This window comes from Enterococcus sp. DIV1937, assembly GCF_050535975.1.
Classification (GTDB): domain Bacteria; phylum Bacillota; class Bacilli; order Lactobacillales; family Enterococcaceae; genus Enterococcus; species Enterococcus faecalis.
Genome location: NZ_CP172909.1, coordinates 165,270 through 191,336, shown reverse-complemented (window position 1 = coordinate 191,336; position 26,067 = coordinate 165,270). Strand labels below are relative to the sequence as shown.

The following is a 26,067-nucleotide window of genomic DNA, read 5'->3' as shown; positions in this document are numbered from 1 at the left end:
GCACAGAAAAGTTATCACCCCTTCTATGTTCCGCTTCTTTTTTTGCAATTACAGTTCTATTCTACTCCTCTTTTAAAAATTTGAACATTCTTTTAACGTAATACCTACTATTGTTATTCTTTATCACAAAAAAACTAGAGCCAGTCCTTGACAGACTCCTCTAGTTCTAAATATTATTCTTTCTTACGCATCCGTTGTTCCGCATGAGTGTAAGCGCCATGCCACACGTGCCCCACATAAGGATTAACTTGAATACCGTGTTTAATCGCCGCTGCTACAAATTTTTTCGCTAAAGTTACTGCTTCTAACACCGAATAACCTTTCGCCAAGCCAGCTGTGATTGCCGCTGAAAAAGTACAACCTGCACCATGATTATAATCAGTTGGATATAATTCATTTTCCAAAAGATGCGCGGTGTGACCATCGTAAAACAAGTCCAGTGCTTTTTCACCAGCTAAGCGATGTCCCCCTTTAACCACGACATGCTTGGCTCCCATTTGTACAATTCGTTTTGCCGCTTCTTCCATCTCCGCCACGGAAGAAATTTCGCCTAAACCAGATAAGATGCCCGCTTCAATTAAATTAGGCGTGGCAACTAATGCTAATGGCAGTAAATCGTTTTTTAGGCCTTCCACACTTTTGGGTTGCAGAATTTGTGCCGTTCCCTTACAAGCAATGACTGGGTCAATCACGACTTTTTGAATTTTTTCTTGTTTAATGTACTTACTAGCCATTTTAATATTTTGTTCATTACCCATCATCCCTGTTTTCAAAGCCGCTACTGGACCGCCTGCAAAAACCGAAATCAATTGTTTTTCTAAGAGCGTTTCTGGCAATTCAGTTACTTCATGTGACCAACCTGTCGTAGGATCCATCGTCACAATCGAGGTTAAACTTGAAAATCCAAAAACTCCATACTCTTCAAATGTTTTTAAATCTGCTTGAATCCCTGCCCCTCCAGTTGAATCGGAGCCTGCAATCGTCAATACTTTTTCCATTAAATCACCTAACCTTTTTCTCCAAGTATACGGAAGAAACAAGTCTGCTAAAACAGCCAATTGGCTTATTTTTTAGCCAGCCAATTTCTAAACAAAAAAAAGACCAGAGAATAAATTCTCTGGTCTTACGTCCGAATACCCCAGTTTTTCACGCTGGTTAAAGCTATAGTTAAAAAGTTAATTATTTAACGATTTCAGTAACAACGCCTGAACCTACAGTACGTCCGCCTTCACGAATAGAGAAACGAGTTCCGTCTTCGATAGCGATTGGGTGAATTAATTCAACGTCCATAGCAACGTTATCACCAGGCATTACCATTTCAGTACCTTCTGGCAATTCTACAACACCAGTAACGTCTGTTGTACGGAAGTAGAATTGAGGACGGTAGTTAGTGAAGAATGGAGTGTGACGTCCGCCTTCTTCTTTTGATAATACGTATACTTCAGCTTTGAATTTTGTGTGTGGAGTGATTGTAGCTGGTTTAGCTAATACTTGTCCACGTTCGATATCTTCACGTGCAACACCACGTAATAAAGCACCGATGTTGTCGCCTGCTTCAGCGTAGTCTAATAATTTACGGAACATTTCAACACCTGTAACAGTTGTTTTAGATGTTTCGTCTTTAATACCAACGATTTCAACTTCGTCACCAACGCGAACTTCACCACGTTCAACACGGCCTGTAGCAACAGTACCACGTCCAGTGATTGAGAATACGTCTTCGACTGGCATCATGAATGGTTTGTCAGTATCACGTTCTGGAGTTGGGATATATTCGTCAACTGCAGCCATTAATTCTAAGATTTTTTCTTCATAAGACTCGTCGCCTTCTAAAGCTTTCAAAGCAGAACCTGCGATAACTGGAACATCATCGCCTGGGAAATCGTATTCTGATAATAAGTCACGAACTTCCATTTCTACTAATTCTAATAATTCTTCGTCATCAACCATATCCATTTTGTTTAAGAATACAACGATGTATGGTACACCAACGTTACGTGATAATAAGATATGTTCACGTGTTTGAGGCATAGGACCATCAGCAGCAGAAACTACTAAGATAGCTCCGTCCATTTGAGCAGCACCAGTGATCATGTTTTTAACGTAGTCCGCGTGTCCTGGGCAGTCAACGTGTGCATAGTGACGAGTTTCAGTTTCATATTCGATATGAGAAGTGTTGATTGTGATTCCACGTTCTTTTTCTTCTGGAGCGTTATCGATAGAATCGTAGCTTTGTGCTTCCCCGCCACCGTGTTTTGATAATACAGTAGCAATTGCAGCTGTTAATGTAGTTTTACCATGGTCAACGTGTCCGATAGTACCAATGTTAACATGGGATTTAGAACGGTCAAATTTTTCTTTTGCCATTTTGAATGTTCCTCCTAAAAATATAAATTTTATTGTTTGTTTTATATGTGATAGACGTTACTAAAAATCGTCTGATCATCATAAGCTATTTTACACGAAATCTTGAAAAAAGGATAGTTCTAAAAACAAACCTTTTATTCTCAAGGAAAATTATGCGTTGCCGCCGTTTTTCTTGATGATTTCTTCTTGAACAGACTTAGGTACGTCTTCATAGTGGTCAAATACCATCATAAATGTACCGCGTCCTTGTGTTGCTGAACGTAATGTTGTAGCATAACCAAACATTTCAGCTAAAGGTACCATCGCATTAACGATTTGAGAGTTACCGTGTGCTTCCATACCTTCAACACGTCCACGACGACTTGTTACGTGTCCCATGATATCACCTAAGTAATCTTCAGGAACAGTAATTGTAACTTTCATCATTGGTTCTAAAATAACTGGGTTTGCATTTTTAGCCGCAGCTTTCAATGCCATAGAAGCAGCTACACGGAAGGCCGTTTCATTTGAATCGACATCGTGGTATGAACCATCGTAAAGTTTTGCTTTGATATCAACTAATGGATAACCAGCAAGAACACCGTTGTTCATAGAGTCTTCTAACCCTTTTTCAACTGCTGGGATGTATTCACGAGGAACCACACCACCGACAATTGCGTTTTCAAACTCGAAGCCTTTACCTTCTTCATTTGGTGTAAATTCAACCCATACGTGACCGTATTGTCCTTTACCACCAGACTGACGAACGAATTTACCTTCTGCTTTAGTCGCAGCACGGAATGTTTCGCGGTAAGATACTTGAGGAGCACCTACGTTAGCTTCAACTTTGAATTCACGTTTCATACGGTCTACTAAAACGTCTAAGTGCAATTCACCCATACCAGAGATAACTGTTTCACCAGTTTCAACGTTTGTTTCAACGCGGAATGATGGATCTTCTTCAGCAAGTTTTTGTAGAGCCACGCCCATTTTATCTTGGTCAGCTTTTGATTTAGGTTCAACAGCGACTTGGATAACTGGGTCAGGGAATTCAATAGATTCAAGAATAACTGGTGCATCTAATGCACATAATGTATCACCAGTTGTTGTGTCTTTTAGACCAACAGCAGCAGCGATATCACCAGAGTACACTTTGTCAATTTCTTGACGAGTGTTGGCGTGCATTTGTAGGATACGACCGATACGTTCTTTTTTGCCTTTTGAAGCGTTCAATACGTATGAACCACTTTCAAGGACACCAGAATAAACACGGAAGAAAGTTAAACGACCTACGAATGGGTCAGTCATAACTTTAAATGCTAATGAAGCGAAAGGTGCTTCGTCATCAGCTGGACGAGTTGTTTCTTCGTCTGTTTTAGTATCGATCCCTTTGATAGCATCGATATCTAATGGAGATGGTAAGTAATCAAGAACAGCGTCCAACATTAATTGAACCCCTTTATTCTTGAATGCTGAACCAGCTAATACAGGGAAGAACTCAACGTTGATTGTTGCTTGACGGATACCAGCGACTAATTCTTCTTCAGTGATTTCTTCACCTTCAAGATATTTCATCATTAAGTCTTCGTCAGTTTCAGCAACAGCTTCAACTAATTTTTCGCGCCATTCTTGCGCTTTTTCTAAATAATCTTCAGGAATATCAGTTTCTTGAATATCTGTTCCCAAATCATTTGTGTAGATTTCAGCTTTCATTTTAATCAAGTCAATGATTCCAGTGAAGTCTTCTTCAGCTCCGATTGGAATTTGAATTGGATGAGCGTTTGCTTGTAAACGATCATGTAATGATTCTACTGAATAGAAGAAGTCCGCACCGATTTTATCCATTTTGTTACAGAATACAATACGAGGAACTTTATATTCAGTCGCTTGACGCCAAACAGTTTCTGTTTGAGGTTCTACACCTGATTGAGAGTCAAGAACTGTTACCGCACCATCTAATACGCGTAGAGAACGTTGTACTTCAATTGTGAAGTCCACGTGTCCTGGAGTATCGATGATATTTACACGGTAGCCTTTCCACTGTGCAGTTGTCGCAGCGGATGTAATCGTGATACCACGTTCTTGTTCTTGTTCCATCCAGTCCATTTGTGAAGCACCTTCATGGGTTTCACCGATTTTATGGATTTTACCAGTGTAGTACAAGATACGCTCAGTTGTTGTTGTTTTACCAGCATCAACGTGGGCCATGATACCAATGTTACGAGTTTTTTCAAGTGAAAATTCTCTTGCCATTTTGTATGTTTACTCCTCTCTTTATTTAAATCGATTGTAAATTGACTTTCTGCTGCCACCTTACGCGACAGACAGAGAGGATCTTACCAACGATAATGAGCAAATGCGCGGTTTGCGTCTGCCATTTTGTGTGTGTCTTCGCGTTTTTTAACAGAAGCGCCAGTGTTGTTAGCAGCATCCATGATTTCTTTCGCTAGACGTTCTTCCATTGTGTGTTCACCACGTAGACGTGCGTAGTTAACTACCCAACGTAAACCTAAAGTTGTACGACGTTCTGGACGAACTTCAACTGGTACTTGGTAGTTAGAACCCCCAACACGACGTGCTTTAACTTCAAGAACAGGCATAACGTTTTTCATTGCTTGTTCAAAAACTTCCAATGGATCGTTACCTGTAGATTCTTTGATGATATCAAATGAATTATAGATAATGTTAGCAGCAATCCCGCGTTTACCGTCAACCATTACACGGTTGATTAAGCGAGTTACTAATTTTGAGTTATAAATTGGATCTGGTAAAACATCACGTTTTGCAACAGGACCTTTACGAGGCATCCGTAACTCCTCCTTCCGAAATATGATTTTTCAAGTTGTTATTGTCTTATTATAATTAAGCTTTAGGACGTTTTGTACCGTATTTAGAGCGGCTTTGTTTACGGTCGTTAACACCGGCAGTATCAAGCGCACCACGAACGATATGGTAACGTACCCCTGGTAAGTCTTTTACACGTCCACCACGTAATAATACCACGCTGTGTTCTTGTAAGTTGTGACCGATACCTGGGATATAAGCTGTAACTTCGATTAAGTTTGACAAACGAACACGGGCATATTTACGTAAAGCTGAGTTCGGTTTTTTAGGTGTCATCGTACCCACACGTGTACAAACTCCACGTTTTTGCGGAGAGTTAACGTTTGTTTGAGTTTTCTTAAAACTGTTATATCCTTTGTTTAAGGCTGGTGAATCAGATTTTTCTACTTTAGATTTACGAGGTTTACGTACTAATTGGTTAATTGTAGGCATTCCTTGTTCTCCTCCTTCCTTACTTCGCTTCTAGTTCCACACATCCAGGTGGTTCTTTTTTCGCGATAAAAAATAATGCAATCTCTGCACTCTTTATCAAATATGCTTTGATAGACAGTCAGCACGTCCCTATAAGGAACCTGTAGATAAAGCACCTTTGTTAGGATACCACGATAAGTATCAGCTGTCAACCCTCTTCTTTCGCCTTTCGAAAAAAAGATTTTCCTTCTATTTAAACGTACTTTTCCTTTAAAAATTTTTATGACTTTTTCAAAAACTTTCTATCTTTTTTAGTTAAATAACGGTACAATATCTTTGACTATTGAAGGGGGCGGAAAACAGCGATGAATCTGAAACAAATGGTAGGAATCGAAGCTGCAAAATATGTAGAAGACGGCATGATTGTCGGTTTGGGTACTGGCTCAACAGCAAAATTTATGGTAGACGAAATTGGTCGTCGCGTAAAAGAAGAAGGATTGTCAATCGTAGGGGTTACTACTTCAAAAGAAACAGAGAAACAAGCCTTGGCCTTGGGCATTCCTTTAAAAAGTATTGATGAGGTTCCGTATGTGGATCTTACGATTGATGGCGCCGATGAAATCAGCGCTGATTTTCAAGGAATCAAAGGCGGTGGCGCTGCCTTACTTTTTGAAAAAATTGTGGCCACTTATTCAAAGAAATGTATTTGGATTGTGGATAAATCAAAAATGGTGGACGATTTAGGGGCTTTCCCACTTCCAGTTGAGGTTGTTCCTTATGGCAGCCGCCAACTAGTGCATTTATTTGAAGAAAAAGGCTATCACCCAACACTTCGTTTAAACGCTGCTGGCGAAACATTGATAACAGATGGAGGCCACCATATCATCGATTTACATTTAGAAAAAATTACAGATCCAGAAGCTTTAGGTTCTTATTTAGACAACTTGGTTGGCGTCGTTGAACACGGCTTATTTTTAAATATGGTTTCTATGGTAATCGTCGGTTATGAAGATGGACCGAAAACCTTACATGTTCCCGCACGTTAAGAATGTGTGAAAAAAGATTATTTATATAGGAAGGATAATATATGAAACGAATTGGTTATGCACGCACAACTATTATTGAAGACGATTTAAAAAATCAACTAACCACTCTCCAATCGTTTGGTTGTGATGATATTTTCCAAGAGACATTTGATCCTCAAGCGGAGATCAGTGTCTTAGACGAAGTCGAAAAACTTCTTTCTGCTGGGGATACACTTATTGTTTGTAAATTGCACCATTTAGGTAAAACAACCCGCCAATTAACAGACTTTATGAAAATGCTAAAGGAAAAACAAGTTGATTTTGTCAGCATTTCAGAAGGAATTGATACTCACCTTCCAACAGGTGAAGCCTATTTCCAATTAATGGAGAGCTTATCTGCGATGGAATGTGCACTAATTAAAGAACGAACACTCGTCGGGCTCCACAAAGCTCGTGAAAACGGAAAAGTAGGTGGACGTCCAAAAATCGATGGACGCACCGTCCGCAAAATCCGTGCATTATATTATGAAAACAAAGAAACAATCCAATTTATTTCTAATAAATGCGGCGTTTCGGTGGGCACTTGTTATAAGTACATCAATTTACCTGAGACAGATGTCGAGCGGCTGTATTCCTAAGAATAAAAAAGAAGTCCTTCAGATGGGGCTTCTTTTTTGATTCGATTTCACTCTAATTTTTCAGCAACTTTCACGTTTTTTTACTATTTTCCATTGGAAATCTTGCGCAAAACGGTGTACAATAAACGTGGAAATCTTATTTTCAGAAAACTAAACTCAAAGGAGAGCTTATACATGCCAAAATTAGTTTTTTCTCGTCATGGACTTAGCGAATGGAATGCCTTAAACCAATTTACTGGATGGGCTGACGTAGATTTAGCACCTGAAGGTGTTGAAGAAGCAAAAGAAGGCGGCCGTAAAATTAAAGAAGCAGGCATCGAATTCGACGTTGCTTATACTTCTGTTTTAACTCGTGCCATCAAAACTTGTAACTATTTACTAGAATACTCAGATCAATTATGGGTACCTCAAATCAAATCTTGGCGCTTAAACGAACGTCACTATGGTAAATTACAAGGACTAAACAAAAAAGAAACTGCTGAAAAATACGGAGACGAACAAGTCCACATCTGGCGTCGTTCTTACGATACTCTTCCTCCATTAATGGAAGCAACAGATGAAGGTTCTGCAGCAAACGACCGTCGTTATGCAATGTTAGACCAACGCGATATTCCTGGTGGCGAAAACTTGAAAGTTACTTTGGAACGTGCATTACCATTCTGGCAAGATGAAATTGCGCCAGCTTTAAAAGACAACAAAACTGTCTTAGTAGCGGCTCATGGTAATTCATTACGTGCTTTAGCTAAACACATCGAAGGCATTTCTGATGAAGATATTATGGATCTTGAAATCCCAACAGGTAAACCATTAGTTTATGAATTAAACGATGATTTAACTGTGAAAGAAAAATACTACTTATAAGAACTTGTTTCTTATTAACAAAAGCGGTTTGCCAAGGCAAACCGCTTTTTTATGGATTAAATAAATTGACTTTCGGTTAAACAATCTTTATAAATCGCTACTATATCCGCTGCATCCAATGGTACATAAGCCTTTTCGGCAATTGCACTATGGTCCACAGCTTGTTGTGCCATTTCTTCAAATTTATCTGCTTCGATGCCAACTTCTGGTAATGTCATTGGAATGCCACAAGCCACAAAGTAATCATACAATGCTTGAATACCTTTTTTCGCTGCTACTTCCTCTTCTTGTTCGACTATTCCCCACACATTTCGAGCAAACTGTGCAAACTTGCCTACGGTTTGTTCAGACAAAACGTAATTCATCCAACGAGGCGTTAAAATTGCTAAGCCAATCCCATGCGTAATGTCATAAAACGCACTTAATTCATGTTCCATTGGGTGACAAGACCAAACACCTTGTTTGCCGCGCCCTGTTAAGCCATTTAAGGCTAAACTACTTGCCCACATTAAATTAGCACGTGCATCATAATCTTCTGGATTTTCTAAAGCAATAGGACAATTTTTGATAACCGTTCGCATTAAGCCTTCTGACACAAAATCTTGGACGTCTGTGCCTGTCGAAATACTAAAATAGTTTTCAATCAAATGACTGAAAATATCCGCTGAGCCAGCTGCTGTTTGATTTTGAGGAACCGTAAAAGTATTCGTTGGATCCAAGAACGAAACTTTTGGAATCATATTCGGACCACCAAAGCCTAACTTTTGATTGGTTTCTAAGTTAGAAATGACAGCACCTGCGTTCATTTCACTACCTGTCGCTGCTAAAGTCAAGATGGTCACGATTGGTAAAGCAGGACCAGTATACCCTTTTCTGGCTGCAATGACTGTCCAGATATCTTCTTCCGAATAAAAGCCCGCAGCTATTGCTTTGGAACAGTCAATGGTTGAACCACCGCCAACTGCTAAAATAACATCGACTTGGTTTTCTTTACACAACTCAATTCCTTTTCTAACGGTTTCAATGCGCGGGTTTGGTTCGACACCGCTCAACTCAATCAGTGTATGCCCGTTTTTTTGGGCCAAATCAGTAATTTGTTGGTACAAGCCATTACGTTTGATACTACCGCCACCATAAACAAGTAAGACATTTTTGCCAAATTGATCTAACACAGCAGGTAATTCGTCTAAACGATCTTTCCCAAAACGGATGTCTGTTGGTACATAAAAATTAAAGTTTTCCATTCTTTCATCCTCCATTCAATCCTCTTACGCATTTATCATACTATTTTTTCAAAAATCCGCCAATAAAAAAGCCGAGCAAATGACAGTTGCTTTCACAACGACCGATTGACCCAGCTTTTGATTCTTTTTTATAACGAATCGCTTGTTTTGATTAACAAATAAAGAAAATAAGGCGCACCGATGATCGCAACAATAATCCCTGCAGGCATTTCTCCATTGCCAGGCAATAGCCGACCAATCGTATCACTAACCAATAAAAGTAAACTCCCAAACAACGCCGCCAATGGCAATACCTGTTTTTGTTGCGTAAAACCACATTTGCGAGCAATATGTGGCGCAAGTAAACCTAAAAAATTAATTCCCCCTGTAACGGAAATCGCTGATGCCGCCAACATCACCGCTAACAGCAACGAAACGATTCGTTCTTTTTTCACAGCAATACCTACAGAAATAGCTGTTTCGTCCCCCAATTGAAAAATATCCAACAGACGATGACGCTTCATCGCAAAAAAGAACCCGATGACTAGCCAAGGCAACAAAGCGCCCACAAAGAACCAATTACTGCCCCAGATACTGCCTGCTTGCCACATTGTAACAAAACGGTACTTTTCAGTGTCAATTTTTGATGTAATTAATAAGGTGAGTGCTGAAATACCCGTACTCAAAATGATACCCGCTAAGACCATTCGAACTGGCGTCAATCCTAAACGATGATGATACGCAATTACCAAAATCCCAACAGCCGCTAGCAAGCCGCCAACTAAGGCCACGAGCGGAAGTGCAAACGTCGTGATACTTGTCGTCTCAACAAAACTAATAAACAAAATCACTGCCAAACCCGCACCCGCATTAATGCCTAAAATCCCAGTATCTGCTAACGGATTCCGAGTAATCCCTTGAAGAATAGCGCCGCTTAAGCCTAAAGCTGCGCCCGCTAGGACCGCAAGCACAATCCGTGGTAACCGAAAATCCCAAACTAACAGTTGTTTGGCCTGACTTCCCTGTCCCAAAAGAAGGGCTTTTAAATCCATGACGGAAACAGATAATTCCCCTTGCGTTAAACTGATACAAGCCGTTAGGATAATCCCAACTATTAAGATAGCCACCCAACGGGACACTTTTTTCTGTGTCATCCTAGTTGCCCTCCTTTACGAAATAAATAAAGAAAGAATGGGATGCCAATTAAGGCCGTGATAATCCCAAATGGTGTTTCAAAAGGCGGATTCACCATTCGAGCGATTAAATCTGCCACCAAAACGAGGAGCGCACCGCCTAACGCTGAGAACGGAATCAAGCGCCGGTAATTTTCTCCAGAAACTGTTCGCATCACATGAGGCACCACCAAACCAACAAAACTGACCGAGCCAACTAGCGCCACAGACAATCCTGATAAAAGCAAAATCGTTATACTGGCAAACAACCGAATACGCTGCGGATTTCGCCCCAAACCAATTGTTGCATCATCGCCAAACCGTAAAATAGTCACCGACGGACTAATCAGAATTGCTAATGCAAATGCGCCCAGAAAGATAGGGACGACTATTTTTAATTGTGCCCAAGAAATAACGCTGACACCGCCAAGAAACCAAAACGTTAACTCTTGACTCAAATTGAACTGAATGGCTAAGAATTGACTAAATGATAAAAAAAGGGCACTAATACCAGCTCCCACTAAGGTCAGACGCATGGGGCTTGCTCCTCGAATTGAATGATTAGAAAGATAATAAATCAGTGCCACACTCACGCCGGCACCAAGAAAAGAAACAACTAAAAGCCACCAATAACTTGCCTGAGGGAGGAAAGCAAAAACAAGCGCTAAGCCCAAGCCAGCCCCAGCATTGATACCCAGCAAGCCAGAATCTGCCAATGGGTTTTGCGTAATCCCTTGCGCTAACGCCCCACTCACCGCTAAACTTGCCCCCACAAAAGCGGCCCCTAAAATCCGCGGCAACCGAACCGTTTGGATGACTTGATGCGCTTGATTGGTCGCATCGAAGTGCGTAAATGATTCAATAATCGTTTGAATCGAAACCGACGTCGCACCAAACATCAGCGACAGAAGCATTGTCCCCAGTAGCAAAAAAAGACAGACAAGCAACACTTGCCATTGGTGTCTATAAAATCCGCTTATGCCTTTCATCCATCCAGCTCCATTTCCATCAACTCATAAGAAAGCACTAGTGGCCGCTGTGTCTGACTATGATAACTAATTTCTGCTTGAATAGCGAAAACATCTGCTAAGCCAGTAACAGTAATCACTTCTTGCGGTGTTCCCTCATTGATAATCTTTCCCTCTTTCATCGCAATCACGCGATCAGAAAAACGAGAAGCTAAATTAATATCATGAATCGTCATCACGATAGTTTTCTGATGTTCTTGATTAATTCGTTTTAACACATTTAAAATTTCTAGCTGATGCGCTGGATCCAAATAGGTGGTCGGTTCATCTAAAATTAAAATATCTGTATCCTGCACTAGCGCCATAGCAATCCAAACCCGTTGACGTTGTCCACCTGATAAAATCGCCACAGACTCTCTAGCTAATTCAGTTAAGCCTGTTAATTCTAATGCCCATTGTATGTACTCTTGATCTTCTGTGGTGACACTTTTCCAGCCCGATTGATATGGATACCGCCCGAAAGAGACGAGGTCAAAAACAGATAAATCGATTGTATTTTCTGGCGTTTGTGATAAGATCGCTAGTTCTTGCGCCACTTCTTTTGAAGAAAAATGTTGAAGTTCTTGGTTCTTAATGAACACCTTGCCTTTCTCAGCTGGCAAAATACGCGCAAGTGTTTTTAACAAGGTCGATTTGCCACAACCATTTGGTCCAATAATACTTGTAATAGTTCCCGCTTCAAATGAACAGTTCAGCGCTTCACTAATCACTTGACGACCATATCCTGTAGTTAAGTCCTCTGCCTCTAAATAATTCATAACCATTCCTCTTTAATTTTTCTGTCGTTATTTTACATTTATTGAGAATCGTTCTCACTCATTGTTCCTTGATTATAAAAGACCCTTCCTTAAAAAGCAATGTTTCTTCCAATCAAAAAAACGAATTATCTAAAAAATGCAACTTATTTGCTCAAAAAAGCAAGCGATGATTGACAAACGGTCGTTTTTAACTGATAATGAGAATCGTTATCAACTAAAAATAAAGGAGTTACACAATGAAACTTTTAAAAAAGACGGTCCTAATTGGTACAACCCTTCTTCTTGGTTCATTCTTACTCGCAGCTTGTGGTAATACGAATAAAGAAGCCAACAACGCTGACAAAACACATGAAGTAACAGATACCTTAGGCAATAAAGTAACCGTCCCCGCGAAACCCAAACGGATTATTGCGAGTTATTTAGAAGATTATCTAGTTGCATTAGGAGAAAAACCAGTGGCACAATGGACAGTTGGACAAGGCAGCATTCAAGATTATTTAGCGAAAGAATTGAAAGATGTCCCCACTATTTCCTATGACTTGCCATATGAAGCGGTTCTAAAATTTGAACCTGACTTATTATTAATCAGTTCATCTGCTCTAGTTGAAGGCGGTAAATACAAAGAATACAGTAAAATTGCGCCAACTTATGTAGTCAAAAACGGCGAAAATGTCACCTGGCGTGATCAATTGGAAGATATTGCCACTGTTTTAGATAAAAAAGAACAAGCGAAAAAAGTGTTAGAAGATTATGATACCTTAACCAAAGGCGTCCAAGAAGACCTCGGCAAAAAGGATGCTGGCAAATCTGCGGCAGTCTTATGGGTAACCAACAACCAAGTCTTTATGGTTAGCGATAATCGCTCAAGCGGAACCGTGCTCTATCAGGACTTAGGCCTCCAAGTTCCAAAATTAGTGGAAGAAATTTCTAAAAACGCTACTGCGGATTGGAATCAAGTTTCTTTAGAAAAATTAGCTGAGCTTGACGCAGACCACATTTTCCTTGTAAACAGCGATGAATCAGCACCTCTTTTCCAAGAAGCAATTTGGAAGAACTTACCTGCTGTGAAAAATAACCAAGTTCATACCTATGATAAAAAAAGTAGTTGGTTATACAACGGACCTATTGCGAATACTCAAATTGTTGAAGATGTAAAAAAAGCGCTCTTAAATTAAAAAAATGCTTGGATGATTGTTTTCATCCAAGCATTTTTTTAATTAGCAATTGCCGTTTCTAAACCAACTTCAATCATTTCATTAAACGTCGTTTGGCGTTCTTCTGCCGTTGTTTCTTCGCCTGTCACCAAGCTATCACTCACCGTCATAATCGCCAATGCTTCTACATCAAATTTTGCTGCTAAATAATATAACATTGCCGCTTCCATTTCAATCGCTAATACCCCGTATCGACCTAAACGAAAGACATCATCTAAGCTATCTTTGTAAAAAACATCATCTGACAATACGTTACCAACATGGGTAGTAAAGCCTTTTGCTTTAGCAATTTCGTAAGATTTGAGTAAAAGATCAAAGCTCGCAATTTGTGGAAAATCATATTTAGGAAAATCATTGCGAATCGCGGAAGAAGGTGTCGCTGCTGCTTGTGCGATAACTAATTCACGAACGTTGACTTTTTCTGAAATAGAACCACACGTACCAACACGAATTAACTTCTTCACATTGTAAGAGTTAATTAACTCATGGGCATAAATACCTGCTGAAGGCATCCCCATCCCTGTTCCTTGGACCGAAACACGCTGTCCCTTATACGTTCCTGTGTAACCTAACATCCCACGAACTTGATTATAGCAGACAGGATTCTCTAAAAAAGTTTCCGCAATATATTTTGCTCGGAGGGGATCCCCTGGTAGTAAAATTTTATCGGCAATTTCACCTGGTTTTGCTTCGATATGCACACTCATTCTGGTTTACTCCTTTTTTATAAAGCTGCTAGTGTTGCTTTCACTAACTCTTTGAATTGTCCTTTAACGCGTTCAGTTGTTTCAACTACTTCTGCATGATTTAAGCTACTTTGCATACCAGCTGCTAAATTCGTAATACAAGAGATGCCTAGTACTTTCATGCCACTATGCACAGCTACAATGACCTCCGAAACAGTTGACATGCCAACTGCATCTGCACCCATCGTCCGTGACATCCGAATTTCTGCAGGCGTTTCATATGTCGGGCCAGAAAAGCCCATATACACGCCTTCTTTTAAGTCAATATTTTGTTCCGCAGCCACTTTTTTTGCCACTTCCCGATATTCTTGCGTGTAAGCATGACTCATATCTGGAAAACGCGGCCCGATTTCTTCATCATTTTCACCAATTAACGGATTATCGCCTGTAAAATTAATGTGGTCATTGATTAACATCAAATTCCCCGGTGTATATGTTTCATTTACGCCACCAGCTGCGTTGGTTACAATCATTGAATGAATGCCTAAAGCAGCCATCACACGAACGGGATAAGTGACCGTTTGCATCGAATGTCCTTCATAATAATGAAAACGTCCTTGCATCGCCAAAACTTTTTTTCCAGAAAGCGTTCCGTAAACTAATTGTCCAGCATGTCCAACGACTGTTGAAACAGAAAAATGGGGAATTTCAGAGAAAGGAATAGCAATCGCATCGGTTATTTCATTAGCTAATTCACCTAACCCTGAACCTAAGATTAGACCGAAGTCTGCTTGTTGCACCCCTTTTTCTTTCAAAAACTCAGTTGTTTCGTTTAAATGGTTCGTTAACGTTGTCATGTGTTGCCTCCTCGAATTATTGTAATTGATTTAAAAAGCTTTGACCGTTTTCCGTTGCAGGAACTTCAAAGTTTTCAGCAATCGTTGCTGAAATATCTGAATAAAATCCTTGTGGCAAGCTGCCTTGTTTTGTCATTTTTTTACTATAAGCCAATAAAGGCACATATTCACGTGTGTGGTCTGTTCCTGGGAAAGTTGGGTCATTCCCGTGATCTGCTGTAATTAAAAGCAAATCATCTTCGGCCATAGCTGCCATAATCTCTGGCAAACGACCATCAAAATCTTCGATGGCTTTTGCATAGCCCTTCACATCACGACGGTGGCCATACAGCGCATCGAAATCCACTAAGTTAGTAAAACTTAAACCTGTGAAATCTTTGTTCATGACCGTTAATAATTGATCCACCCCATCCATATTGCTCTTCGTGCGGATAGCTTCAGTAATTCCTTGTCCATTAAAGATGTCGTTAATTTTCCCAACAGCGATCACATCATTGCCGTTTTCTTTCAACGAATCTAAAACAGTATGGCCAAAAGGATCTAGAGCATAGTCATGACGGTTACTGGTTCGAGTGAAATTACCTGGTTCACCAACATACGGGCGAGCGATAATCCGACCAATCATATAAGGTTCGTCTTTCGTAATGTCACGAACATATTGACAAATTTTATACAATTCTTCTAATGGAATAATGTCTTCATGCGCCGCAATTTGTAAAACAGGGTCCGCTGAAGTATAAACGATTAAATCCCCTGTTTTCATTTGATGTTCGCCGTAATCATCAATGACTGCTGTCCCGCTATATGGTTTGTTACAAACAACTTTTCGCCCAGAAAAATCTTCAATTTGTTTCAGTAATTCTTCAGGAAAGCCGTTTGGGAATACCCGAAAAGGTTTTTTGATGTTCAAGCCCATAATTTCCCAGTGACCGGTCATAGTATCTTTTCCAACAGAAATTTCTTCTAATTTGGTGGCATAGCCATCGTGGTCTGCCTCTGCTTTGACACCTGTTAAAGGAGCAATAGTTCCCAATCCAAGTTTTTCTAAATGAGGAATGGTTAGTCCCGCTTCTTTGGCAATATGACCTAGTGTATCACTGCCGACATCTCCAAATTTTTCAGCATCTGGTGCTTCACCAATACCGACTGAATCTAGTACGATTAAATGAACACGTTTAAACACACTTGCTTCCTCCTCTAAGGTCGTAAATACGTCAAGAATGACAATTATTTTACGCTAGCCTTTTAAATAGTCTCGAGAATCAAACAGAATAATCTATTTATTCTCAGCTCTTCAATTATACCATGAATCCGCTATTATTGCCTGAAAGAGCATTAAAATTTTCAATGATTCCTTCGATTTTAGCAGGGCTTAAAAACTGAAAGAAAAAAAGTCTCCCACCGTAATTAGGAAACTTTTTTATTGTTTTTTTCGAATAGCCTGCTCCTTAAAAAGAACACGACTCTTTATACAATCAAAACTTTTAACACTCCAAGCGGTCTCCCTCTTTTGGCACATTTAAATACCAGATAACCGCTTCTGATAAAATCACACCAATGCCAATGGGCGGATAAAAATAAATGCCGATATATCCGATTGCGAAAAGACAAAGATGAATGATTTTTGTTGCCTTACTATAAGATTTCGATTTTCTTAACTTAGCTGCACCTTGTGGATCTTTCACTACATTGTCTTCATAAATGATCCTTGTTAGCAAGAAGTAGGCAAAATCCCAAATCGTATACACAACAAGATAAAAATAAACGGGTGCCCGCATCCACCAAAATTCACTCACCCAAGCAGTTGCTACCGGAATGAAGGCCATGGAGAATAACCAAAAATTATTTGCCCAAAACGCTTTTTTAGAAAACCAATGAGTTACGGACATTATGTAATGATGATTGTACCATGCGATACAGATAAAAATAAAACTGACAATAAACGATAAAAAATATGGGATATTTTCTATCAAACCTGCCAAAACACCCACTTGAGGGGTTTTAATTTCTAAAATCATGATGGTCATGATGATGGCAATGACTGCATCACTAAATGCTTCTACACGTGTTTTATTCATTGAACGTCCTCCACTTTTCCTATGCTTACTACAAACAAAAGTATAGCAGAAAAACCAACGATTTTTGAAAAAAAGCTGCTAGAGCTGTTTGGTTTTTTTCAAAATTTCGACACTTCCTTCGAATTGTAAAAAACAGCCAAAGGAAAAAAGTTAAGTCTCCTTTATCAACTCGCTTTTTTGCAGTGAAGCAGTGCCTAATGTCGCTTGTGTTCAACTGATTATCCTAAGAAAAGAAATGGCCCCCCGTCGCTTTGACGGAGGGCCTATTTCTTTTCTTATTTCGTTTTGACGTAATTTTTCCCGTTCGCTTTTGGTCCCGATGATTTTCCGAAGAACACAACTAGGACTAAAATGGTCAATACGTATGGTGCTGCTTGTAGATAAACTTTTGGAATTTCTGAAATAATTGGTAGGTTTTCCCCAGCAATACTCAAGTTTTGTGCAAAACCAAAGAATAAGGCTGCGCCCATTGCCCCAAGTGGATTCCATTTACCAAAGATCATTGCGGCCATTGAAATAAACCCTTGTCCTGCAATTGTGGTAATCCCAAAACGACCCGCAATACTTTGAGCAAAGACAGCTCCGCCCATACCGCCTAAGAAGCCGGATAGCAAGACGCCAGAATAACGCATTAAGTAGACATTAATTCCCAATGTATCTGCCGCTTGTGGATGTTCCCCCACAGAACGTAACCGTAAGCCAAAACGTGTTTTATAAATGACAAACCAAGCTAAAATCGCAATCAAAATTGCTACGAAAGCTGGCAAAGAGGTTTTTGCAAAGAATAGTTCACCAATCACTGGAATTTTTGACAATCCTGGGAAAGAAAAATAGCCAAATGATTGTGTAATCATATCTGTTTGTCCTTTTTGATAAATAACTTTTACTAGGAAAACCCCTAGCGCCGGTGCCATCAAGTTAATGACAGTACCACTGATAATATGATCTGCTCGTAAGTTAATAGTTGCAACGGCATGTAAGAGAGAAAAGACAATCCCAACAACGCCTCCTACTAAACAAGCAATCCATGGTGTCGCCGCGCCAAATGTATCAGCAAACGTCAAGTTAAAAACGACCGAACTGAAAGCGCCCATTACCATAATACCTTCCAAACCAACGTTAACCACACCACTTCGTTCTGAGAACGTTCCGCCTAATGCTGTCAAGATGAGCGGAGTTGCATACACTAATGTTTGCGTGATGATTGAGGAAATTGTTGCTAAATCCATTAGATGTCTCCCCCCTCTTGATTGTTTTTGTCTGGCGCCGCTTCAATTGTTTCTACAATCGCTACTTCTTTTTTACTACCAGACGCTTTTGCTAACAAGAAACGAATTAAATAACTAATTCCCACAAAGAAAATAATCGCTGCAATAACAACATCAACTAATTCGGTTGGTACACCAGCTATCAACGGCATTCCTTGTCCACCAAGTTTTAACATTCCAAACAGTAATGCGGAAAGTAAAATCCCGATTGAGCTACCTGCTCCTAATAGAGACACGGCCATACCATCGAACCCAATGCTCAACGATGTGTTTTGAATAAAGAAGTTTTGGAAAGTCCCCAATCCTTGGACCGCACCACCTAAACCAGCCAGCGTTCCTGAAATCATCATAGATAAAATAATTGTTCGCTTGCTGCTCATTCCAGCATATTCAGAAGCAAATGGGTTTAACCCCACCGACCGAATTTCAAAACCAAGCGTTGTTTTTTTCATCAAGAACCACACAAGAATAAGGAAAATGAAGGCCAAGAAAATGCCGATGTTCAAACGAGAGCCATCACTGATACTTGTTAAAAACGGTGAGCGTAATGATGCATTCGCACCAATCATTTTGGTGATCCCTTTGTTCGCCATAATACTTGGTTTCATGACATTATTAGCAATATGATTTCCTGTGTACAATAAAATATAATTCAACATAATCGTAACAATAACTTCACTCGTCCCAAAATAGGCACGCAAGAAACCTGGAATGGCTGCTGCTAAAGCTCCTGCAACTGCGCCAACAATAATCGCCACCGGCAACGCAATCATCCGGGGTGCATCAGGCATGGATAAAGCGACCCAAATACTAGCCACCCAACCACATAAGGCTTGTCCTGAAAGCCCGATATTAAAGAATCCAGCCGAATTTGCCACCGAGAATCCTAAAGCGGTAAAAATCAACGGAGCTGCGGTGACAAAAATCTCACCAATACTTTTCTTTCCTTGGAAAGCTGTTTCAAACATCGCTTGATACCCAGCCACTGGGTCATAGCCAAAGATAACCATAATAATTGCCCCTAAGAGGAAACCCATAATAACAGATAACACAGGGACTAAAATATTTCTTATTTTTTCAGAACGATTATTCAACAGTTTCACCTGCCTCTACTTTTGATAACTCAGCACGGGCTTCTTCCAATGAGTAGCCAGCCATTAACAAGCCCAATTCATTTTCTGTCGTTTCTTTCGGATCAACAATTCCGACAATTTCCCCCGCATGAATAACAGCGATACGATCAGAAACGTTCAAAATTTCGTCTAATTCAAAACTTACTAATAAAACAGCTTTATTTTTATCTCTTTGTTCAATTAGTCGACGATGAATGTATTCAATAGCTCCGACATCTAAACCGCGTGTTGGTTGAGAAACAATCAACAAATCTGGATCGCGGTCCACTTCTCGGGCAATAATTGCTTTTTGCTGATTCCCACCTGAAAGCGCCCGAGCTGGTACTAATTCATTAGGAGTCCGTACATCGTATTCTTCAATTAATTCACGGGCGTGTTTGTTAATCATTCGATAGTTTAAAATACCTGTTGAACTGTATGGTTTTTGGTAATACGTTTGTAGGCCAATATTTTCAGCCAATGTCATCTCTAATACCAAGCCATATTTATGTCGGTCTTCAGGAACGTGGGCGACACCCATTTCCGTAATTTCCCGAGGTTTGCGATTAGTAATCTCTTTTTCATTCAAATGAATGGACCCGTTTTCGACTTTGGTTAATCCTGCTAAGGCTTGGATTAATTCTGTTTGTCCATTGCCATCAATCCCCGCAATCCCAACAACTTCCCCTGCTCGGACATCTAAGCTAAGATTTTTCACTGCATCTAAGCCGCGGCTTTCTTTCACTACTAAATCTTTAATTGATAAAATTGTTTCTTTCGGTTGCGCTGGTTTTTTCTCTGTTTTGAAGGAAACAGAACGACCCACCATCATATCGGCTAACTGTTGCGAAGAAACGTCTTTCACATTGACGGTGCCAATACTTTGCCCCCGGCGAATAACCGTACAACGGTCCGCCACTTTTTTAATTTCATCTAACTTATGTGTAATTAAAATGATCGATTTGCCTTCATCGGTTAGTTCTTTCAAAATAATCATTAATTCATCAATTTCTTGTGGCGTTAATACTGCGGTTGGTTCGTCAAAAATTAAAACGTTCGCACCACGATATAAGGTCTTTAAAATTTCAACCCGTTGTTGCATACCCACAGAAATATCGCGAATATAGGCATTGGGATTTACATCCAACCCGTATTGCTTAGACACTTCTTCAATCTCTTTTTTCGCTTTTTTCCGGTCTAAAATACCGCCATGGGTAGGTTCACTACCTAAGATAATATTTTCAGTCACAGTAAAGGCTTCAACTAACATAAAATGCTGATGGACCATTCCGATTCCTAAACGATTGGCTGCAGTAGGACTTGTAATGTTGACTTTTTCGCCATTCATATAAATCTCACCTGAGGTCGGTTCCAATAGCCCTGATAAGATATTCATCAAGGTCGACTTGCCTGCACCATTTTCACCTAGCAGTGCGTGGATTTCACCAGGTTTTACTTGTAAATCAATTTGGTCGTTGGCTTTGAACGTCCCAAATTCTTTGGTGATTTTACGCATCTCAATTACGTTTTCTTCTTGAGACAAGGTCTATTCACTTCCTAACAAAATTATATTGGCAATACTTTAGAGGGTAATTTTGACCCTTAACTAAGTAGTTGAAGAACCTCAACTATTTAGTTAAAAATCCAAACATCATAAAGGGTTTCCTTGGCAGCCGTCGCTGCCAAGGACCACTTCATTTTTAGAAGGAACAATAATGAGCCCTTCTTTTTTCATTTAGGAGCTTAAATTATTCTGGTTTTTCTGGGACTTTTACGTCACCTGAGATTACTTTATCTTTTGCTGTTTTAACAGCTTCTTTTGTTTTGTCGTTTAAATAGCCGTCTGTTAAGTCAACGCCACCATCTTTTAATCCATAAACTAAATGTTCGCCACCAGGGAATTTGTCTTCTAACGCACGGTTGGCAATATCTTGAACTGCTGTGCCGACACCTTTAAGGGTTGAAGTTAACGTGAAGTTGTCTTCTTTGCCGTCTTTTGTTTTGTACTTGCCATCAGCATCTTGATCGCGGTCAACGCCGATTACCCAAACTTTGTCGCCAGAACCTGATTCATTCAAGTCTTTTGCTTCTTGGAAGACTCCTTGTCCAGTCGCACCAGAAGCATGGAAGATGATATCAACGCCGTTTTGGTACATTGCAGCAGCTAAAGCTTTCCCTTTGGCAGGATCAGCAAATGAAGCCGCATATTTTGTATCAACAGTAATTTCTTTACCTAATTCTTTCGCAGCATCAGCCACACCTTTTTCAAAACCAGCTTGGAAACGGTCAATTACGACCCCTTCTTCACCACCAACAAAACCGACTTTGTTCGTTTTTGTTTCGTTTGCAGCAGCAACACCGGCTAAGTAAGCTGCTTCATTATCTCTAAATGTTGCAGAAACGACATTCTTTTTGCCATCGATTTGATCATCGATTAAAACAAAGTTTGTATCAGGGTTGGCATCTGCTGCAGAAGAAATTGCATCTTTTAGCAAGTAGCCAATACCAAAGATTGTGTTGAATTTACTTGATACCGCTTGGTCAATATTTGTTGTATAGTCAGCTGCATCATTCGATTGAATATATGCATACCCTTTTGAACCTTCTGGTAAATCATGTTCTTTACCCCAAGCTTGCAATCCTTCCCAAGAAGATTGGTTGAACGACTTGTCATCCACGCCGCCTGTATCTGTAATGATTACAGCACTATGCGCTGCATCCCCTTTGCCACCGCCGCTTTCAGCGGTTTTGCCTTTGCCACCACCACATGCTGCAAGTGAAACTGATAAACCTAATGCAATCAAACTAAAACCGAATAATTTTGCTTTTTTCATTTCTGTAAAGCCTCCTAAAAATAGTTTAATGTATTTAAACAACTAAGTTGTTTCTAAGGTTGGTCTGGGACTTTTACGTCACCAGAGATGATTTGTTCTTTGGCTTCTTTAACTGCCGTTTTGGCTTGATCGCTTAAGGCTTCTGTTGTTAAATCAACACCGCCATCTTTCAATCCATAAGTTAAATGTTCGCCGCCAGGGAATTTATCTTCTAATGCAAGATCAGAGATTTTTTTCACAGCAATATTTACACCTTTAATGGTTGAAGCTAACGTTAAGTTATCATCCTTGCCATCTTTGGTTGTATATTTACCGTCTTCGTTTTGGTCACGGTCAACACCAATCACCCAAACTTTATCTTTTGAACCTGTTTCATTTAGCGCTTTGGCTTCTTGGAAGATTCCTTGTCCTGTAGTCGCCGCTGCGTGATAAATAATGTCGGCACCTGCTTGATACATAGAAGAAGCTAAGGCCCGTCCTTTTGAAGCGTCTGCAAATGTCCCTGCATAAGTAGACGTAATTTGAATATCTTTGCCTAATTTTTTGCCAGCGTCTGCTACACCTTTTTCAAAACCAGCTTGGAAACGGCCAATAACGGGTCCTTCAACCCCGCCGATAAATCCTACTTTGTTGGTTTTCGTAGTGTTAGCTGCTGCCACACCTGCTAAATACGCAGATTCATTATCTCTAAATGTTGCAGAAGCGACGTTGTTTTTCCCATTAACTGTATCGTCGATTAGAACGAAATTCGTTTCTGGGTTGGCGTCCGCTGCATCTACTACTGCATTTTTTAGTAAATACCCAATGCCAAAAATCGTTTTAAATTGACTTGAAATGGCTTGGTCAATGTTTGATGTATAATCAGATGCTTCATTTGATTGAATATACGCATACCCTTGAGGTCCTTCTGGAAGTTTGTGCTCTTTGCCCCACTCTTGCATTCCTTCCCACGCAGATTGGTTAAAAGATTTGTCATCAATGCCGGCTGTATCTGTGACCATTACGACACTATGTTGTGGATCACCTTTTGTGTTGGCGTTCTTTTTGCTATTGCCACCACATGCAGCTAACCCAATGGTTAAGGCAACTGCTGCCAATCCTAGACCTAAAAATTTTGCTTGTTTCACTTTCCGAAAAGCCCCCTACTATTTTATCTATTATTTCATTCGCATTTATGCTATTGAAATCTACTTTGAGCCCAACGAAACCTTATGTCCTTTTTTTAAAAATCTTTATCTGTAAATGAATAGGGCAATAATGCCTCAACTGTCATTGTTTTAGTCGCGCCATCTTTACCAACTAGCGTGACCGGCATTTGTGGATCAAAGAATTCAGCCATTACTTGACGACAAGCGCCACATGGAGAAATGGGTGCCTCTGTATTACCTGCTACAACTAAATGTTGGAAGGTCCGTTCATCTTCTGAAATGGCTTTAAAAATCGCCGTTCTTTCTGCACAATTTGTTAAACCAAAGGAGGCATTTTCAATGTTGACTCCTTGATACATTTTCCCGTCTGCAGTCACTAAGCAAGCGCCCACAGGAAAGTTAGAATACGGTACATAGGCGTGTGCCAATGCTTCTACGGCACAATCAAGCCATTCTTGTTTTACTGTCATCTTTTTCGCCACACCTTCGTTTAATTTGAAATACGAATTAATACCCTTCGCCAGTTGCGCCAGAAACAATTGCTACACCCGTACTTGCACCGATGCGTGTTGCCCCAGCTTCAATCATTGCTAACGCTTCTTCTGCATTATGCACGCCACCAGAAGCCTTAACGCCCATGTCAGGACCAACTGTCTCACGCATTAAACGAATGTCTGCTACTTTAGCGCCGCCTGTTGAGAAGCCAGTAGATGTTTTAACGAAATCGGCACCTGCTTCTTTGGCTAATTCACAAGCTTTAACTTTTTCTTCGTCTGTTAATAAGGCTGTTTCAATAATCACTTTGACTAACGCTTTTCCTTTGGCTGCATCTACTATGCCTTGAATGTCTTGACGTACGTGATCGTATTGTTGTGATTTTAATGCACCAATATTAATCACCATATCCACTTCATTCGCACCATTTTTAATCGCATCAGCTGCTTCGTATGCTTTAACTTCTGGTGTATTCGCCCCCAAAGGAAAGCCAATAACGGTACAGACAGCGACGTCGGTATCTGCTAATTGCTCGCTAGCAAAAGCGACCCAACAAGGATTGATACATACAGAGAAAAAGTTGTACTCCTTAGCTTCGTCAATAATTTTTTGGACAGCGGCTTCTGTCGCTTCTGGTTTCAAAATAGTGTGGTCAATCATGCGGTTTAATTCCATGATGAGAATTCCTCTTTTCTTTTTGTTTTATTCCGTAATGATATCGTGAATCAAAATAGGCTCTTCGCCGGTTGGTCCAATTTCAATGTTTTTATAAAGCAATTGTTCGACTTCTGTCACGTCTTCACGATTGGCATAAATGGTTAGTAATGATTCGCCTTTTTCAACTGGGCTCCCTACTTTTTTGTGAAGTTTCAAGCCAACTGCAAAATCAATCGTATCTTCTTTCGTAGCCCGACCAGCGCCCAGCAACATTGCGGCAACGCCAATTTCATTGGCAACGATTTTTTGTACCACGCCTGTTTCTTTGGCAGGTAAATCAAATTGATAAGTTGCGGTTAATAATTTTTCTGGCTGGTCAACAACGGAACTGTCGCCGCCTTGATTTTCAATCATTTCTTTAAATTTCGCGAGCGCTCGACCGCTTGTTAATGCTTCTTCCAATAAAGCCCGTGCTTCGTCTAACGTCTCGGCTTTTTTAGCTAAAACGACCATCTGACTTCCTAAGACATAGCACATCTCCACTAAATCTTCTGGTCCATTTCCTTGCAAGGTCTCGATTGCTTCAACGATTTCTAAACTATTTCCGATGGCCTCCCCTAAAGGTTGTGACATGTCTGAAATTACTGCCATCGTTTGGCGATTTGCCAGTTTCCCAATGCGAACCATTGTTTCCGCTAATCGACGAGCACTTGCTAGGTCTTTCATAAAGGCCCCTTCACCAGTAGTCACGTCTAAGACAATCGCATCTGCCCCTGCGGCAATTTTTTTACTCATAATGGAACTTGCAATTAATGGAATTGAGTCAACAGTGGCGGTCACATCACGTAACGCATAAAGTTTTTTGTCTGCTGGTGCTAGATCACCTGACTGACCAATCACTGCCACTTTTGTATCGTTCACCAATTGAATAAAACGTTCTTCTGTCAATTCAACTTTAAAACCAGGAATCGCTTCTAATTTATCCAACGTACCGCCTGTGTAGCCTAAGCCACGACCAGACATTTTTGCTACATTGACCCCGACACTAGCAACTAATGGCGCTAAAATAAGCGTCGTAGTGTCGCCTACGCCACCTGTAGAATGCTTGTCGACTTTGATTCCTTCTATAGAAGAAAGATCCACAATTTCGCCTGAATGGACCATTGCTAACGTCATTTGTGTAATTTCTTCGTCTGTCATATCTTGGTAAAAAACAGCCATTAAAAAGGCACTTACCTGATAATCTGGAATTGAACCATCTGTGTATCCGTTGATAATAAATTGAATTTCTTCGCTTGTTAGTTGATGCCCGTCACGTTTCTTTTCAATAATGTCTACCATTCTCATGAATTCGTTCCCTCCGATTTCCCGATAATGTATTATACAACAAAATCGTTCAGCTTTAAACCATT

Annotated in this window: 25 protein-coding genes; 4 read left to right on the top strand and 21 right to left on the bottom strand. The window is 40.2% G+C overall.

Going from position 1 to position 26,067, the window contains the following annotated elements:
* Positions 1–173: 173 nt before the first annotated feature.
* The 5 genes from thiD to rpsL all read right to left on the bottom strand — a co-directional run bounded on the left by thiD (position 174) and on the right by rpsL (position 5,622).
* Complete coding sequence (gene thiD, locus IGL13_RS00865; RefSeq protein WP_002368563.1) at positions 174–998, bottom strand: bifunctional hydroxymethylpyrimidine kinase/phosphomethylpyrimidine kinase; 825 nt, start codon at positions 996–998, stop codon at positions 174–176.
* A gap of 181 nt (positions 999–1,179) precedes the next feature.
* Positions 1,180–2,367, bottom strand: coding sequence for an elongation factor Tu (tuf, locus tag IGL13_RS00860; RefSeq protein ID WP_002356194.1), 1,188 nt, complete (start codon positions 2,365–2,367; stop codon positions 1,180–1,182).
* Positions 2,368–2,517: 150 nt separating this feature from the next.
* Positions 2,518–4,599 carry an elongation factor G gene (fusA, locus tag IGL13_RS00855; protein ID WP_002356192.1) on the bottom strand — a complete coding sequence of 694 codons (2,082 nt, stop codon included), beginning with the start codon at positions 4,597–4,599 and terminating at the stop codon, positions 2,518–2,520.
* 83 nt (positions 4,600–4,682) lie between these two features.
* Positions 4,683–5,153 (bottom strand): 30S ribosomal protein S7, encoded by a 471-nt coding sequence (gene rpsG, locus IGL13_RS00850; RefSeq protein WP_002356191.1) that lies wholly within the window; start codon positions 5,151–5,153, stop codon positions 4,683–4,685.
* 55 nt (positions 5,154–5,208) lie between these two features.
* Positions 5,209–5,622 (bottom strand): 30S ribosomal protein S12, encoded by a 414-nt coding sequence (rpsL, locus tag IGL13_RS00845; RefSeq protein WP_002356190.1) that lies wholly within the window; start codon positions 5,620–5,622, stop codon positions 5,209–5,211.
* Positions 5,623–5,966: 344 nt separating this feature from the next.
* Between rpsL and rpiA the strand changes: the two genes are divergently transcribed.
* The 3 genes from rpiA (at position 5,967) to gpmA (ending at position 8,125) form a co-directional block, all read left to right on the top strand.
* Positions 5,967–6,647 carry a ribose-5-phosphate isomerase RpiA gene (rpiA, locus tag IGL13_RS00840; RefSeq protein WP_002363468.1) on the top strand — a complete coding sequence of 227 codons (681 nt, stop codon included), beginning with the start codon at positions 5,967–5,969 and terminating at the stop codon, positions 6,645–6,647.
* A gap of 41 nt (positions 6,648–6,688) precedes the next feature.
* Positions 6,689–7,264 carry a recombinase family protein gene (locus IGL13_RS00835; RefSeq protein WP_002356188.1) on the top strand — a complete coding sequence of 192 codons (576 nt, stop codon included), beginning with the start codon at positions 6,689–6,691 and terminating at the stop codon, positions 7,262–7,264.
* 174 nt (positions 7,265–7,438) lie between these two features.
* The gene (gene gpmA, locus IGL13_RS00830) at positions 7,439–8,125 is read left to right on the top strand and encodes a 2,3-diphosphoglycerate-dependent phosphoglycerate mutase (RefSeq protein WP_002359343.1); all 687 of its coding nucleotides are present in this window, start codon (positions 7,439–7,441) and stop codon (positions 8,123–8,125) included.
* Between the two features lie 56 nt (positions 8,126–8,181).
* Here gpmA and IGL13_RS00825 read toward each other — a convergent pair whose 3' ends face one another.
* From IGL13_RS00825 to IGL13_RS00810, 4 genes are all read right to left on the bottom strand, one after another.
* A complete protein-coding gene (locus tag IGL13_RS00825) occupies positions 8,182–9,369 on the bottom strand; it encodes an iron-containing alcohol dehydrogenase (RefSeq protein WP_002356186.1) in 1,188 nt (395 codons plus the stop codon).
* A gap of 128 nt (positions 9,370–9,497) precedes the next feature.
* Positions 9,498–10,502, bottom strand: coding sequence for a FecCD family ABC transporter permease (locus tag IGL13_RS00820; RefSeq protein WP_002378713.1), 1,005 nt, complete (start codon positions 10,500–10,502; stop codon positions 9,498–9,500).
* The gene (locus tag IGL13_RS00815) at positions 10,499–11,509 is read right to left on the bottom strand and encodes a FecCD family ABC transporter permease (protein ID WP_002367634.1); all 1,011 of its coding nucleotides are present in this window, start codon (positions 11,507–11,509) and stop codon (positions 10,499–10,501) included. The genes IGL13_RS00820 and IGL13_RS00815 overlap by 4 nt, the downstream gene beginning before the upstream one ends.
* Positions 11,506–12,312 (bottom strand): ABC transporter ATP-binding protein, encoded by an 807-nt coding sequence (locus IGL13_RS00810; RefSeq protein ID WP_002356183.1) that lies wholly within the window; start codon positions 12,310–12,312, stop codon positions 11,506–11,508. The genes IGL13_RS00815 and IGL13_RS00810 overlap by 4 nt, the downstream gene beginning before the upstream one ends.
* Before the next feature lie 230 nt (positions 12,313–12,542).
* On the opposite strand from IGL13_RS00810, the gene IGL13_RS00805 reads away from it, so the two are divergent.
* Complete coding sequence (locus IGL13_RS00805; RefSeq protein WP_002361532.1) at positions 12,543–13,481, top strand: iron-hydroxamate ABC transporter substrate-binding protein; 939 nt, start codon at positions 12,543–12,545, stop codon at positions 13,479–13,481.
* A gap of 38 nt (positions 13,482–13,519) precedes the next feature.
* On the opposite strand, the gene deoD is transcribed toward IGL13_RS00805, so the two are convergent.
* The 12 genes from deoD to IGL13_RS00745 form a co-directional block, all read right to left on the bottom strand.
* Positions 13,520–14,227, bottom strand: coding sequence for a purine-nucleoside phosphorylase (deoD, locus tag IGL13_RS00800; protein ID WP_002356181.1), 708 nt, complete (start codon positions 14,225–14,227; stop codon positions 13,520–13,522).
* A 17-nt stretch (positions 14,228–14,244) separates the two neighbouring features.
* A complete protein-coding gene (locus IGL13_RS00795; protein ID WP_002356180.1) occupies positions 14,245–15,063 on the bottom strand; it encodes a purine-nucleoside phosphorylase in 819 nt (272 codons plus the stop codon).
* Between the two features lie 16 nt (positions 15,064–15,079).
* Complete coding sequence (deoB, locus tag IGL13_RS00790; protein ID WP_002378712.1) at positions 15,080–16,246, bottom strand: phosphopentomutase; 1,167 nt, start codon at positions 16,244–16,246, stop codon at positions 15,080–15,082.
* Between the two features lie 301 nt (positions 16,247–16,547).
* Complete coding sequence (locus tag IGL13_RS00785; RefSeq protein ID WP_002371759.1) at positions 16,548–17,141, bottom strand: TMEM175 family protein; 594 nt, start codon at positions 17,139–17,141, stop codon at positions 16,548–16,550.
* Between the two features lie 275 nt (positions 17,142–17,416).
* Positions 17,417–18,370 carry an ABC transporter permease gene (locus IGL13_RS00780; RefSeq protein ID WP_002356172.1) on the bottom strand — a complete coding sequence of 318 codons (954 nt, stop codon included), beginning with the start codon at positions 18,368–18,370 and terminating at the stop codon, positions 17,417–17,419.
* On the bottom strand, positions 18,370–19,503 hold the full coding sequence (locus tag IGL13_RS00775; RefSeq protein WP_002356171.1) for an ABC transporter permease: 1,134 nt from the start codon (positions 19,501–19,503) through the stop codon (positions 18,370–18,372). The genes IGL13_RS00780 and IGL13_RS00775 overlap by 1 nt, the downstream gene beginning before the upstream one ends.
* Positions 19,496–21,064: an ABC transporter ATP-binding protein gene (locus IGL13_RS00770; protein ID WP_002381361.1), complete on the bottom strand. Its 1,569-nt coding sequence runs from the start codon at positions 21,062–21,064 to the stop codon at positions 19,496–19,498. Before IGL13_RS00770 ends, IGL13_RS00775 begins: the two co-directional genes overlap by 8 nt.
* A 205-nt stretch (positions 21,065–21,269) precedes the next feature.
* Entirely contained in the window at positions 21,270–22,355 is a 1,086-nt protein-coding gene (locus IGL13_RS00765) for a BMP family lipoprotein (protein WP_002356169.1), read from the bottom strand.
* A gap of 53 nt (positions 22,356–22,408) precedes the next feature.
* Positions 22,409–23,482 carry a BMP family lipoprotein gene (locus IGL13_RS00760; RefSeq protein ID WP_002356168.1) on the bottom strand — a complete coding sequence of 358 codons (1,074 nt, stop codon included), beginning with the start codon at positions 23,480–23,482 and terminating at the stop codon, positions 22,409–22,411.
* Positions 23,483–23,577: 95 nt separating this feature from the next.
* The gene (locus IGL13_RS00755; protein ID WP_002387503.1) at positions 23,578–24,042 is read right to left on the bottom strand and encodes a cytidine deaminase; all 465 of its coding nucleotides are present in this window, start codon (positions 24,040–24,042) and stop codon (positions 23,578–23,580) included.
* Positions 24,011–24,673 carry a deoxyribose-phosphate aldolase gene (gene deoC, locus IGL13_RS00750; protein WP_002378711.1) on the bottom strand — a complete coding sequence of 221 codons (663 nt, stop codon included), beginning with the start codon at positions 24,671–24,673 and terminating at the stop codon, positions 24,011–24,013. The genes IGL13_RS00755 and deoC overlap by 32 nt, the downstream gene beginning before the upstream one ends.
* Before the next feature lie 27 nt (positions 24,674–24,700).
* Positions 24,701–26,002 carry a pyrimidine-nucleoside phosphorylase gene (locus IGL13_RS00745; protein WP_002356165.1) on the bottom strand — a complete coding sequence of 434 codons (1,302 nt, stop codon included), beginning with the start codon at positions 26,000–26,002 and terminating at the stop codon, positions 24,701–24,703.
* Between the last annotated feature and the right edge of the window lie 65 nt (positions 26,003–26,067).